The 12,708-nt window shown below is 61.3% G+C and carries 14 protein-coding genes, 1 tRNA gene and 1 other RNA gene; 5 read left to right on the forward strand and 11 right to left on the reverse strand.

Annotated elements, in window-relative coordinates; translation table 11 throughout:
* Positions 1-23 precede the first annotated feature (23 nt).
* The 4 genes from ftsL to rnpB all read right to left on the reverse strand — a co-directional run bounded on the left by ftsL (position 24) and on the right by rnpB (position 3,358).
* A complete protein-coding gene (ftsL, locus tag GOB82_RS06890; protein WP_166121461.1) occupies positions 24-1,097 on the reverse strand; it encodes a cell division protein FtsL in 1,074 nt (357 codons plus the stop codon).
* On the reverse strand, positions 1,094-2,074 hold the full coding sequence (gene rsmH, locus GOB82_RS06895) for a 16S rRNA (cytosine(1402)-N(4))-methyltransferase RsmH (RefSeq protein WP_166121522.1): 981 nt from the start codon (positions 2,072-2,074) through the stop codon (positions 1,094-1,096). The genes ftsL and rsmH overlap by 4 nt, the downstream gene beginning before the upstream one ends.
* A gap of 71 nt (positions 2,075-2,145) precedes the next feature.
* On the reverse strand, positions 2,146-2,631 hold the full coding sequence (gene mraZ, locus GOB82_RS06900; RefSeq protein WP_166121463.1) for a division/cell wall cluster transcriptional repressor MraZ: 486 nt from the start codon (positions 2,629-2,631) through the stop codon (positions 2,146-2,148).
* Positions 2,632-2,943: 312 nt separating this feature from the next.
* An RNA gene (rnpB, locus tag GOB82_RS06905) (RNase P RNA component class A) lies at positions 2,944-3,358 on the reverse strand.
* A gap of 234 nt (positions 3,359-3,592) precedes the next feature.
* On the opposite strand from rnpB, the gene GOB82_RS06910 reads away from it, so the two are divergent.
* The gene (locus GOB82_RS06910; protein ID WP_242007240.1) at positions 3,593-4,498 is read left to right on the forward strand and encodes an alpha/beta hydrolase; all 906 of its coding nucleotides are present in this window, start codon (positions 3,593-3,595) and stop codon (positions 4,496-4,498) included.
* Between the two features lie 105 nt (positions 4,499-4,603).
* Here GOB82_RS06910 and GOB82_RS06915 read toward each other — a convergent pair whose 3' ends face one another.
* Together GOB82_RS06915 and zwf are read right to left on the reverse strand one after the other, a co-directional pair.
* The gene (locus GOB82_RS06915) at positions 4,604-5,056 is read right to left on the reverse strand and encodes a hypothetical protein (protein ID WP_166121467.1); all 453 of its coding nucleotides are present in this window, start codon (positions 5,054-5,056) and stop codon (positions 4,604-4,606) included.
* Complete coding sequence (zwf, locus tag GOB82_RS06920; protein ID WP_166121469.1) at positions 5,053-6,525, reverse strand: glucose-6-phosphate dehydrogenase; 1,473 nt, start codon at positions 6,523-6,525, stop codon at positions 5,053-5,055. The genes GOB82_RS06915 and zwf overlap by 4 nt, the downstream gene beginning before the upstream one ends.
* Before the next feature lie 260 nt (positions 6,526-6,785).
* Here zwf and GOB82_RS06925 point away from each other — a divergent pair, with 260 nt between their 5' ends.
* Both GOB82_RS06925 and GOB82_RS06930 read left to right on the forward strand, forming a co-directional pair.
* A complete protein-coding gene (locus GOB82_RS06925) occupies positions 6,786-7,058 on the forward strand; it encodes a DUF2312 domain-containing protein (RefSeq protein WP_166121471.1) in 273 nt (90 codons plus the stop codon).
* A gap of 115 nt (positions 7,059-7,173) precedes the next feature.
* Positions 7,174-7,827 carry a hypothetical protein gene (locus GOB82_RS06930; protein ID WP_166121473.1) on the forward strand — a complete coding sequence of 218 codons (654 nt, stop codon included), beginning with the start codon at positions 7,174-7,176 and terminating at the stop codon, positions 7,825-7,827.
* 29 nt (positions 7,828-7,856) lie between these two features.
* Here the strand turns inward: GOB82_RS06930 and proB are convergent, their stop codons facing one another.
* The 4 genes from proB to rplU form a co-directional block, all read right to left on the reverse strand.
* Positions 7,857-8,987 (reverse strand): glutamate 5-kinase, encoded by a 1,131-nt coding sequence (gene proB / locus GOB82_RS06935; RefSeq protein WP_166121475.1) that lies wholly within the window; start codon positions 8,985-8,987, stop codon positions 7,857-7,859.
* A gap of 52 nt (positions 8,988-9,039) precedes the next feature.
* The gene (gene obgE / locus GOB82_RS06940) at positions 9,040-10,056 is read right to left on the reverse strand and encodes a GTPase ObgE (protein ID WP_166121477.1); all 1,017 of its coding nucleotides are present in this window, start codon (positions 10,054-10,056) and stop codon (positions 9,040-9,042) included.
* Positions 10,057-10,157: 101 nt separating this feature from the next.
* On the reverse strand, positions 10,158-10,427 hold the full coding sequence (gene rpmA, locus GOB82_RS06945; protein WP_166121479.1) for a 50S ribosomal protein L27: 270 nt from the start codon (positions 10,425-10,427) through the stop codon (positions 10,158-10,160).
* Positions 10,428-10,468: 41 nt separating this feature from the next.
* A complete protein-coding gene (gene rplU / locus GOB82_RS06950; RefSeq protein ID WP_006559166.1) occupies positions 10,469-10,783 on the reverse strand; it encodes a 50S ribosomal protein L21 in 315 nt (104 codons plus the stop codon).
* A 222-nt stretch (positions 10,784-11,005) separates the two neighbouring features.
* On the opposite strand from rplU, the gene GOB82_RS06955 reads away from it, so the two are divergent.
* Both GOB82_RS06955 and GOB82_RS06960 read left to right on the forward strand, forming a co-directional pair.
* Positions 11,006-11,095: transfer RNA gene (locus tag GOB82_RS06955), tRNA-Ser, on the forward strand.
* Positions 11,096-11,251: 156 nt separating this feature from the next.
* Positions 11,252-12,316, forward strand: a complete 1,065-nt coding sequence (locus GOB82_RS06960) for a tyrosine-type recombinase/integrase (protein ID WP_166121481.1) — start codon at positions 11,252-11,254, stop codon at positions 12,314-12,316.
* A gap of 59 nt (positions 12,317-12,375) precedes the next feature.
* Here the strand turns inward: GOB82_RS06960 and GOB82_RS06965 are convergent.
* The coding region (locus GOB82_RS06965; protein WP_166121483.1) for a hypothetical protein at positions 12,376-12,708 on the reverse strand (333 nt) is incomplete at its 5' end.

Here is a 12,708-nt window from a genome sequence, read left to right on the forward strand (position 1 = left end):
GTCACCTTGTCGTCTGGGAAAAATCAGTTGGTCATCGGCACAGGGGCTGGCAACGCATCACCGCTGTGGCTCAGGAGAGAGCCGCTGCTGTAGGACGTTGTGGCCCGCGCTTCAACATAATCCGCTGAAGGTGCGGCCACACGGCGCGGCCGGGCGGCATGCCAGCTCGCCACCGTAACGGGCAGCGGGTGCCGGACCTGCGTTTCCGCATCACTGTCCAGTCCGCTGTTTCCCGGCCCACTGTTTCTGGGCGCTGCAACAGCTACTCGGGTGCTCACCGGCGCGCTCTGCGCATGGCGTGTCACCGGTGCAGGCTGCTGTGCCGGGGTCACGCTGGCGACTGAAACAGGCGCAGGCGTGCGGAAGATTGGCTGGCTGGACCGTGCAGCCTCAGCAATCTGCGGGGCTGCGCGGCGAGGCGCGACAGGCCGGGGCGTGACATCACGCGCGGCGGGTGCGCTCAGCACCTGCGCGGTGCGTACAGGAGCATCCTCTGCATCGTCCATAACCGGACGCGGCGCACGATGCGCCACAGCGCGCATAGCCGGGGCAGGGCGCGCCGGGGCCTCATCCGCCACGGCCACAACAGCGCGCGGGGCCGGAGAAGTTTCGTCTTCCGCAACGGTATCATGATGCGGCGCGACATGTGCCGGCTTGGCCTCCGCCACGGCCACAACAGCCGGGCGGGGTGCGGCCTGCGGGGCAGGAACCGGGGCCGTGGCAGAGGGCGTGGGCTGGGCGGACGCCAGTGTGGCGGCAATCATGCCTGCACGCGGGTCTGCAACCGCGGGTTTCGTGGCCGGTACGGGGGTGGGCAGCTTGGCGGAGAGATCCGCCATGCGCACAAACTGCGCCGGGTCCATGGCATGCAGGCCGGTCAGGTGGTGTTCAGCCAGACGCGTCAAGCGTTCAGGCTGGTTCTCCAGAGCCCACTCCGTGCGCAGCATGGCGGTCTGGGCGCGCACGCGCTCCGTGTCCGACACAATCTTGGAAATCTGCTGGTCCAGCAGCGTGGTCTGATGCTTCTTCGTATAAAGGAAGAATCCCGAGGCAATGGCCAGAACGGCACAGCAGCAGGTAAAGGGCCGGGGGATCATGGAGTTAATCCTTTGCCGAATGAGGACACATCAGTCGGACGTTTTGCAACAGCGCGGAGGCGGGCACTGCGGGCACGCGGGTTGGCGGCGCATTCAGCATCGCCAGGACGGAGGGGCCTCCCGGTGAGCGCGATAAAGGCGGGTTCGTCCGCCTTCGTCAATGCCGCACGTGGGTCATAACGTGAAAAACTTGCTGTTTTGCCGGTTGCCGCACCCATAACGCGTTTGGCAATGCGGTCTTCCAGTGAGTGGAAGGAGACAACAACCAGCCGCCCACCCGGTGCCAGCAGATCGAGAGCCTGTGTCAGGCCCCGCTCGATTTCACCAAGTTCATCGTTCACGGCAATGCGCAGCCCCTGAAAGGAGCGGGTTGCGGCATCAATACCGGAGCGGTCTGAGGGCACAATCCGGCGGATCAGTTCAGCCAGTTGCGCGGTTGTTTCAAACGGTGTTTCCACGCGGTCCGCCACAATGGCACGGGCCACACGGCGGGCATGCCGTTCTTCTCCATAATAATGGAAAATATCGGCCAGCTCGCTTTCCGGCGCGGTGTTCACGATATCCGCAGCGGAAGGGCCGCTTTTTGCCATACGCATGTCCAGCGGACCATTCATGCGAAAGGAAAAGCCGCGCTCTGCTTCATCAAGCTGGAAGGATGACACGCCCAGATCCAGCACAATGCCGTCAAACGCCGGAGCCTGTGCCGCTTCGGTCAGTTCCTGCATGCTGCCAAAGCCGCCATGGAGCATGTGCAGGCGGGGCTGGCCCGCGGCATCTGTAAAGCCAGCCGCCATGGCGTGCCCGCGTGCAATGGCATCCGGGTCACGATCAATGGCCCAGACAGCGCAGTCAGCACGGTTCAGGATGGCGGCGGTATAGCCGCCTCCGCCAAAGGTGCAGTCCAGAATGGCATCGCCATCGCGGGGCGTGAGGGTATCCAGCACTTCGGCCAGCATGACGGGCACATGGCCCGGCATCGGCGCGCCAAGGGGTGCGTCAGCGGCTGCGCCGGTAATGGAGAACAGTGCGGAGGGGGAGGTCAGGGCATTCATGCAGCCCCTCCATCCGGACCATCATGCGCCGCTGCGGGAATGCTGATGCGGCGTGAGCGCTGGCGGGCTTCGGCGCGGCGCTGGCGGGCGGCTTCCGGTTCCCAGATCTGAAAAGTGCGGCCAACACCCATGAAAGAGACAAGGGGGCTTTCCGTAATGCCCGCATGCTCACGTAGAAAATCGGGGATGATGATGCGGCCTTCGCGGTCAGGATCAAGCGGGTAGGCATCGGCATACAGGGCGGCGGCCAGATCATCATGCTCATCAGAAAACATGTCCAGCCGGTCCAGCGGCTGCGTAAGGCGGGAGAACGCTCCGGCAGGCCACGCTTCAATGCAGGGCATCGTATGGGATGGGCGGAGGATCACCAGTGAATCGCCTTCCGTATGCTGCGCCTTCAGAACAGTGCGGAACCCGGCAGGAATCGAGACGCGCCCTTTGGCGTCAAACCGATTCTCATGCGTGCCGAGAAACACACTCACGTAAGACGATGTCCTTTTGATTCAGGCCTTTCCGTTCACATGACAGCGGGGAACAGAGCCGCATCCACCACTCTCATGGTGTTCTGTGGGATAGCATGGGATTTCATGGGACGCAAATTAAAAAGGCAGAAAAAACAGCAGAAAACCGCCACTTATGAAGTATTTATTGAAACTGTAGAGATGAGAACAAGCATCCGGCTAATAGAGCGGAACAAGACCGCGCCATTGTTCATTCCTTAAATGTTCTTGTTTTATCAACAAATATCGGGAGTTCCGTGTGCGCGGCATGGGAAAATGAGGCAGAAACAGGATGATGCCAGACGGTCTGTAAGCCGGGTTCTGTCCAGCTCCGAAGAGCCTGGACGGTCATTCGTCTGGGACACGCCTCGCGGCATGCCTCACGCAACCAACCCGAGCAGCGGGGCGGGAGAACCCCTGAAATCCTCACAGATTTCCGCCGCTCCTATTCGGTCTTGCTCCCGGTGGGGTTTACCATGCCTCCCCTGTTGCCAGAGGAGCGGTGCGCTCTTACCGCACCGTTTCACCCTTACCTTCAGCAGCGTCCCATGGTTTCCCATGAGGCACCGCCCGGAAGGCGGTTTGTTTTCTGTGGCACTTTCCCTAAGGTCACCCTCGCCGGCTGTTAGCCGGCACCGTTCTCCCGTGGAGCCCGGACTTTCCTCCCTCCTGCACAAAAGTGCAGAACAGCGACCGTCCGACCGTCTGGCGGCGCCACCCTGCGTCGGGCAGCACGGCAGGTCAAGGGGGAAGCCCGGCGGAATCGTATCAGCACGGCCGGAAATGCAGTATGGTGCGCGGCATGAGAGAGAGCGCCGTGCCTGAACCTGTCCAGACTGCTCCTGCCCGCCCTAATATGTCCTCGCGTCTTCTGCTCTGGTGGATACGCTGGCAGGCGGCGCGGCGCAGGGCAAAAACCCCGGCACCTTCCCCGGAATCCGCCTTGGCAAATTCTTTGCTTGTGCCTGAGGATGACGCGACCAGACAGGCCGCATTTCTGGCGGCTCTGCGCAAGGCGATGGATACGCCCTCTTTCCCGACGCGCCTGTCCTCACTGGGGGTCAGGAAAGTTGTTTCCCTGTCTATCCCCGGCGCGTCCGGCCCCATGCGGGCCAGACTTTATCTGCCCTACGGGCGGGTGAGGGGTGCCGTGCTGTATCTGCACGGGGGCGGGTTCGTGCATTGCGGCCTGAACTCACATCATGGCATTTGCTGCCGTCTGGCGCGGAGCTCAGGGGCGGCGGTGTTGTTGCCCGATTATCGTCTGGCCCCGGAACATCCTTACCCTGCCGCAGCGGATGACAGTCTGTCGGCCCTTCACTGGCTGGCGAAGTGTTCTGCGCAACACTGGGGTGGGAAGGTGGCTGTGGCGGGGGATAGTGCCGGAGGAAATCTGGCTGCGGTTCTGGCGCAGGATGGCGTTGCCGGGCGCGGTCCGGTGCCTGTCTTGCAGGTGCTGTATTATCCTTCTCTTTATGGCGCGCAGGTTTTTCCGTCCCATACTCTTTATGGGGAGGGGTATTTTCTCTCCCGTGGCTCCATGCAGTGGTATGGAGCCCAGTATATCGCGCGGGAGGAGGACTGGACGGCTCCACGTTTCGTGCCCGGTCTGAACCCGGATCTTTCGGGTTTACCCCCTGCGGTGATTGTCACGGCGGAATGTGACCCGATGCGCGATGAAGGAGCCGCCTATGCGCAGGCTCTGGCGCGGGCGGGTGTGCCCGTGCAGTACACCTGCTTTCGGGGAGCCCTGCATGGGTTTCTGAATTTCTACGCGCTTATGCCGAATGGCAAGGCGGCGCTCAGGCTGGGTGGCCGCGCCTTGCGGAAAGCCTTTTCAGGCGCGTAACCCGCTCTCTCATACTACGAGCGGAGGTGCGGTCGCTCCGCTTCAGTCCTGTCCGGACCAACCGCGTCACCGAAGTCTCGCGGCGGCTGGCCCGGAAAGAACGCTTCAGGGCATCGGGTGGAATACGGTGGGAGAGCCCTGATCAGACATGATGATGCGGTTCATCCGGTCAACCCGCAGGGTGAACAGTTTGGGCAGTTCTCCCTTGGGGCCAGGGCAGGCGCCGGATGTTTTCTGCATCACATCAATGCGGGAAGCCGTTGGCGGATCATTCCCGTTCACTACAAACAGCAGGCAGTCCGGCTTGACCTGCGTCATGCCGTTATGTGTCACCATAACGCGCAGGTGGCGCACCAGAGCGCTGTCATCAAACCAGCTTTCGGGCCGGAAGGTGTAGCGGTCTGTCAGGGTCTCCATCACGCCGGTTTTGGCCAGCACGATCATCAGCACGGAAATGGGCACCACCAGCAGCAGGCGGCGCAGGATATGCTGCCGCATCGTGCGTTTGCGGAACGGGCCACGCAGGGTGGCCGAAGGTTTGGAAGGGGGTGTGCTCATGTCAGCATATCTTCATGCCACAGCGCGCCATCACGGGCGAGAAGGGCGCGGGTGGAGGCGGGGCCCCAGCTTCCGGCCGGATAGGGTTCCAGCGGAGAAAGGGCATGACGCCAGGAATTCAGGATGGGCTCAATCCACCGCCAGGAGGCCTCGACTTCATCACGGCGGATAAACAGGGCCGGGTTACCACGCACGGCATCCAGCAACAGCCGCTCATAGGAATCGTGATATTCGATGGTGAACTGGTTTTCATACTCCAGATCAAGCGCAGCATTCCGGACACGGAAGCCCCCGGCACCCGGATCCTTGCTGGCCAGAACCAGAGAAAGCCCTTCATCGGGGGCTATGCGGATTACCAGCCTGCCCGGAGAAGGCGTGTTGCTGAAAATCGGCCACATCTGCGGTCTGAACTGCAACACGATTTCCGTTGTCTTGGCGGCCAGACGCTTGCCGGTGCGCAGGTAAAACGGCGTGTTGCCCCAGCGCGCAGAGCGGATTTTTGTGCGGATGGCCACGAAGGTTTCCGTGTTGCTTGCACGGTTCTGGTCCAGATCCTCAAGGTAGCCCGGCACATCGTGCCCATCAATCCGGCCCGCCGTATACTGCCCGCGAATCACGTTATGGCGGACCATATCGGGTGTCATGGGGCGCAGGGCGTTGAGGACCTTCAGCTTCTCGTTCCGCAGATCATCTGCCTGAAGGGAGGCCGGAGCATCCATGGCGACCATGCACAGAACCTGCAGAAGGTGGTTCTGCACCATGTCCCGCAAGGCGCCGGAGCTATCGTAATACGCGCCACGTGAACCAACACCCACCGTCTCGGCCGCCGTAATCTGCACATGGGCAATGGCATCGGAAGACCAGAGCTTTTCAAGCGCCGGGTTTGCGAACCGCAGGGCCAGAATGTTCTGGACCCCTTCTTTCCCCAGATAATGGTCGATCCGGTAAATGGACTCTTCGGGGAAGAATCGTCCCACGCCGTCATTGATTTCCGCCGCTGTTTCCAGACTGACGCCAATCGGCTTTTCCAGCACTACGCGGGTGAGGGGGGTAATCAGGCTGTGTTCGGCAAGTGCCGCGCAAAGCGGGGCATACAGGGCCGGGCTTGTGGCCAGATAGAAGACTCGCGTTCTCTGCGGGTTGGGCAGATTCTCTTCAAGGCCGCTCCAGTCACTGTCCGGCTTTGTGGCATCCAGCGCAACATACTGCACCAGAGCCAGAAAGCTGTTCAGTGTCCCGGCATCCCGTGCGGTGTCGGGGGCGAACTCCTTGAGTGCTGCGCGCACCTGCTCACGGAACTGGTCCGTGGAATGGGCGGAGCGGGCCACGCAGAGAATGCGGGTGTCATCCTGAAATTCCTGTGCATGGAAACGCTGCAAAAACGCAGGCAGGAGCTTGCGCATTGTCAGATCGCCCGTGGCACCGAAAATAACAAAATCGAACGGATCAATCCGGTTGATGTGCGCCATGGTGCTGTTACTCCCGCAGGAATGTGGGTGCCTTTGAAAAGCCCCAAACAAAGACTTTCTTCCACACCAACGTATAAAAGAGTGGAGCAGTCAGGAAGGCAGTGTGCCAGAGGGTTTGTCCGCAAGCCCTCTGGCTGTCAAGGTAATTGACCGCGCGGGCGGCTCGCGATAAGCCCGCGCCTTTGGTGTTCGGGCGTGGCGGGTGAAATGTCCGCCGCACTTATGTTCTGAACACGCTATGCAAACAGGGGAACCGGAGCATGGATACCGAAGGATTTGCCGGTGGTGAAGATGCCGCTGTGGGCGGCATTGCCGCAGACCGGCTGAGAAGCATCATCGAACGGGTCGAGCGTCTGGAAGAAGAACGCAAGGCTCTTGCAGGCGATATCAAGGATATCTTTACGGAAGCCAAGTCCGCCGGGTTTGATGTCAAGGTCATCCGGCAGATCATTCGTCTGCGCAAGCAAGAGCCGAGCGAAGTGGAAGAGCAGGAAACCCTGCTTGATATCTATCGCCGCGCGCTTGGAATGTAATCAAGAAGGCCGTGCCGGGCAGCAAACCCCTGAACCTGGTGCGGGCCTACGTCGCGCTTCTGTTCAAGGGCCGCTGTGTGGTATGAATAAAGTGGACATGTGGGGTCTGTAACGGATGATGTCTCTGGTGTTTCCCGAGTGGATGCCATTGTGGGCGCAACTGCTGATCATGGCGTTTGTCATTGTCTTCGGGCTTGCGTTCCTGATGATGCCTTTTGCTGTTTTCGGCGTAAAAGGCCGCCTGGCGGAACTTGAGTTGCAGCTTCAGGACATTCAGGCCGAAACGCGGGCGTTTTCCATGCGTCTGGCCTCATGGCAGGGAGAGGCCGCCCGTCCGACGCAGGATGAGGCGGTGCCCCGCGCCTCTCTGGGGGAGGGTGTGTATGTGGAGGAAATCCGCCCGCCGGAACCCGCCAGACAGGCCCCGGTTCTCACGCCTCCGGCCTTGACGCCGCTGCGTGCGCCCAAGGTCTCGGATGCGTATGAGCCCCGCAAGAATGCGCCCCCTGTGCCGAATCTGGAGCCGGAGCCCGCCGAGCGGTCAGGCCGCCGTATGCCTTGGCATGAGCAGCAGAAAGACGCGTCCGTGCGTCAGGAGCCGCTGGCCGATGTCATGCGCCGTCATCGCGCCCCGGATGCGGACCAGCCGCCCTACAGGCCTGATTTTTCTCAGCCCGTGGCACCGCAGCCTGTACGCCTGCGGGAGGAAGAGGGTGGGCGGTCCGAGCCTGTGCTGAACTGGCCGTCCCGCAGGCCTGCCGACCGCTGATCGGATTGACTGAGAGCGGAAGCCCGCCCTCAGAGCATCACGAGATCATCCCGATGGATGATCTCATCGCGCCCCTGCCAGCCTAAAATATCTGCAAGCTCTGAGGAGCGGTGTCCGGCAATGCGGCGGGCATCCTCAGCATCGTAAGAGGAAAGGCCGCGTGCAAGAACACGGCCCCCCTGATCCAGCACAACAACCAGATCCCCCTGTGTGAACGTTCCTTTCACACCGAGCACCCCAGCCGGAAGCAGAGAGCCACCCTGACGCAGTGCCTGTGCCGCCCCCGGATCAATCATGATTTCCCCAGCCGGGGTCAGGCTGCCGGCAATCCATTGCTTCCGGGCGGTCTGGGCACAGGTTTGCGGCAGGAACCATGAACAGCGTGCGCCTTCCAGCAGCGCGCGGAGCGGATGGGGTTGCTTGCCCAGCGCAATCGCCATGGCGCAGCCGGAACGGGTTGCAATCCCTGCGGCCAGAAGCTTGGTGCGCATGCCACCGGAAGAATAGCCCGGTGGCGGTTCACCCCCCATGGCTTCAATCTCCGGGGTGAGTGTTTCAATCACCGGAATATGCTGTGCATTCGGGTCCGTGCGCGGGTCGGCTGTGTAGAGGCCATCAATATCGGAAAGCAGGATAAGTTGGTCGGCGCCAATCATCTGCGCCACACGGGCGGCCAGCCGGTCATTATCCCCAAAGCGGATTTCGGCTGTGGCAACCGTATCGTTTTCATTAATAACCGGCACGCAGCCCAGCCCAAGCAGCGTGTCCAGCGTGGCGCGTGCGTTCAGGTAGCGTTTCCGGTCTTCCGTATCATCCGGTGTCAGCAAAAGCTGTGCGGCGGTCAGGCCCTGGGCCGAGAGCGCGTGGCTCCAGGCCTGCGCCAGACTGATCTGTCCGACAGCCGCCGCAGCCTGTTTCTCTGGCAGGCGCAGCGGCCCGCCCGTCAACCCCAGCGTGTGGCGGGCCAGCGCAATGGCTCCGGAGGAGACAACGGCCACATCCGTGCCCTGCCGCCGGAGGAGGGCAATATCTTCAGCCACACTGGCCAGCCAGGCCTGTCGCGGGGCGGCCTGATCCGGGTCCACCACCAGCGCACTGCCAATCTTGATAACGAGCCGTCTGGCGGAAGAAAGGGAGGGGCTGGCGGGGTGTCCGGTCATGGAAGTTCACTCCATCTCTGCGTCAGCCGCCGTGAGGGCGGGGTAGGGGTGTTTAAGCGTGGTCCTTTTCATCCTTACGGATGGCGGTGACCTGTGTCTGGATGGCTCGCAGCAGCTCCGGCACGCCCTGCTGAGTTGCGGCGGAAATCAGCATGACAGGCGCGCCGCTGGCTTTTTCCAGCGCCCGCTTGCGGGCAGAGGCTTCCCGCGGGGTCATGGCGTCATTCTTGTTCAGGGCGATGATTTCCGGCTTTTCCGCCAGCCCGCCGCCATAAGCGGCAAGCTCGTGCCGGATTGTACGCCAGGCATCCACCACATCGCCCGCCGCGCCATCAATCAGGTGCAGCAGGACGGCGCAGCGTTCCACATGGCCCAGAAAGCGGTCACCCAGCCCGGTACCTTCGTGCGCGCCTTCAATCAGCCCTGGAATATCCGCCACCACAAACTCTTCTGTCATGGACAGGCGCACAACGCCCAGTTGGGGGTGCAGGGTGGTGAAGGGATAATCGGCAATTTTCGGGCGTGCGGCGGACACTACGGAAAGGAAGGTGGATTTGCCAGCGTTGGGCAGGCCAACCAGCCCGACATCCGCAATCAGCTTCAGGCGCAGCCAGACCCAGCGTTCTTCACCCGGCCAGCCTTTGTCAGACCGGCGCGGGGCGCGGTTGGTGCTGCTTTTGTAATTGGCGTTGCCAAATCCGCCATCGCCACCCCGGCACAGGGTAATGCGCTTTCCGGCTTCATCCAGATCCGCCAGCAGGGTTTCCCGGTCATCATCCATGATCTGGGTGCCAATCGGCACTTTGATGACGACAGGTTGCGCCGCAGCCCCCGTACGGTCTGAGCCAGCGCCATTGCCACCCTTCCGGGCGCGGAAATGCTGCGTATAGCGGAAGTCGATCAGGGTGTTAAGGTTGGGGACAGCTTCAAAAATAATGTCGCCACCACGCCCACCGTTGCCCCCGTCCGGACCACCGAATTCGATATATTTTTCCCGGCGGAAGGCCGTAACACCATCTCCGCCATCGCCTGAGCGGACGTAGATTTTAGCCTGATCAAGAAACTTCATGGGATACTTTCAAAGCCTGAACGTGAAAAAGGGCCGATCCTGAGGACCGGCCCCTTGCCATTCCGGCCACGGGAAAAACGCGTGGTGGAGTTGCCGAATGCTTATTCAGCAGCGGCCGGCAGCGCAACCACAGAAACGTGTACGCGGCCTTCAGCGCGACGCTCAAAGCGAACGCTGCCATCAACCAGAGCAAAAATGGTGTGGTCGCGACCAACGCCAACGTTAACGCCCGGCTTCATCTTCGTGCCGCGCTGGCGGATGATGATGTTCCCGGCGATAACCTGTTCGCCGCCAAATTTCTTGACGCCCAGACGGCGTCCGGCGCTGTCGCGCCCGTTGCGGGATGAACCGCCTGCTTTCTTTTGTGCCATGACCTAAGTCCTCCGTGGTCTGCCAGCCGAACCCAGTGGGCTCAGGCGGCGTTAATCTCTTGAATGCGCAGGACGGTAACCGGCTGGCGGTGGCCGTTCTTGCGGCGGCTGTTCTGCCGGCGGCGCTTCTTGAAGATGATGACCTTCTTGAGGCGGTCCTGGGCGATGACGGTTGCCGTCACCTTTGCGCCAGCCACTGTGGGTGCACCAATGGTGGTGGTGCCTTCGCCACCTACGGCAAGAACTTCATCAAAGGTAATTGTGGCGCCAGCTTCGGTTTCCAGCTTTTCAACCTTGAGCACCATGTTGGGCTCAACCCGATACTGCTTGCCGCCGGTGCGGATAACTGCGAACATAAAACCTGTCTCTCTTTCCGATCTCTTGACCCCCCGCGGCATGGGCGCAGGCGAAAGGCCTTGGTCGCTTTTTGTTCCCTGGCCGCATTGGCGGCATGGCTCCATCTATGTGGAGTGGTGCGGCTTTTTACGGGGAGAGTCCTGCCTTCGTCAACAGGAACTTGCAAAACAGCCGGATATCTGCTTGCGCCCCATAAAAACCCTGCTTATAAGCCGCCGAACGGAGAGGTGCCGGAGCGGTCGAACGGGGCGGTCTCGAAAACCGTTGTGCGTGCAAGCGTACCGTGGGTTCGAATCCCACCCTCTCCGCCATGATTTCAATGACTTAGACGGATGTTCCGGGTGTGTTCAGCCCTTTCCCGTCTGGTTTTTTGCGACAATTTGCGACAATCGCTAAAATTATCCCCAGAGCCGAGGTGTGACGCCGTGCGTGGGCGAGGCGTCCATCTCCGGCTGTGGGGATGAGCGATGGCGAAGCATGAGAAGACTTCCGAGCCTGGTGTCTATCGACGTGGGCCGGGGCAGTATGAGGTCAAGATACGGCGCAAGGACGTTGCGACCAGCCGGACCTTTGACACCTTCGCCGAGGCGGTCCGGTTCAAGACCACGACTGTCGGCAAGATCGACGGCGACGATTTCGTGGACAAGGCGCGCGAGAAGCGGACGAAGCTGTCCGAAGTCATCGACCTCTACATGACCGAGGAAAGCCCGAAGAAGAAGGGCGTGAAACAGGAGATCAACCGACTCCGCGCCTGGAAGAAGGAGGCCATCGCGTCCTATCCCATCATCTCGGTCGATATCACCGATATCGTCGAGTGGCGTGAGCGGATGGTCCGGGCCGGCAAGGCACCTTCTACGGTCTATAATTCGCTCAATCTCCTGTCGGCCGTCTTCAAATGGGCGCGTCAGCACGGCTTCAAGGTCGATAATCCCTGCACGGGAGTCGCCAGGCCGAAGGCCAATGACGGCCGTTGTGTCGATCTGACGGATCAGGATGAGGCGAAGTTGGTGGCGGCCTGTGAGGAAGGGCCGCCTTGGCTCGTCTGGGCCGTGAAGATCGCCATGCACACGGCCATGCGTCAGGGCGAGATTCGGGCCTTGAAGTGGAAGGATGTCCACGACACCCATATCCACATCCCCCGGTCCAAAAGCGGCTCGGCCCGCGATGTCCCGCTGACCAGCGCCGCCTCAGCCTGCATTCGCGACATGCGGGATACTCTGCCCCGCCGGTTGGACGGGTGGGTCTTCGGCGATCCCGACGCATCTGCCGAAGAAGGTGGATTCACGACGTGGCACATCCAGTATCATTACCGGGCGGCCACCAGGCGGATCGGCCTGGCTGGCAAGCTGACCTTCCATGACCTGCGCCATGTCGGATGCACCCGCCTGGCTCCGCTGCATCGCGATTGCTTCGAACTGGCCAAGACCACCGGGCACAAGGACCCGCGCATGCTGATGCGGTATTACAATCCCAGCATTGTCGATCGGGTCGCCCAGATCAGGGCCAGGGAAAGGGCGTTGGCGATGGGGTAGGCGTGGATTGGCGCTACGGCTGGCATCCGGAGCCTTTGGGGGCGACTAAGTGGCGCGGATTACGGAAGCCAGCCCACAGGGTCTTGTTTGATCTTTCCGTTTGGCTGAATGGCGTCAATGCGCCGCAATGTGATTATATCAAACACGCCTGCGTCACCCTTGCCGGCGCCGTTGGGTCCTCGAATGACCATTGCAACGATGAACCATCGATGCAGGCCTTTACGGTCTCCATGCATCAGGACGGGGCCTCCAGAGCACCCAGACATATTATAGCCTAAAGGTGGAGGGTTCGAAAAACCCTCTGGTTTTGAGGTCTGCTCTGTGATTCCATTTTCCTTGCGTTGATTGGAGTATGGATCATGAAGCAGGCGGGATTTTTTGACGTTGAAGAG

It is taken from the genome of Acetobacter farinalis, from assembly GCF_011516935.1.
Taxonomy (GTDB): Bacteria; Pseudomonadota; Alphaproteobacteria; order Acetobacterales; family Acetobacteraceae; genus Acetobacter; species Acetobacter farinalis.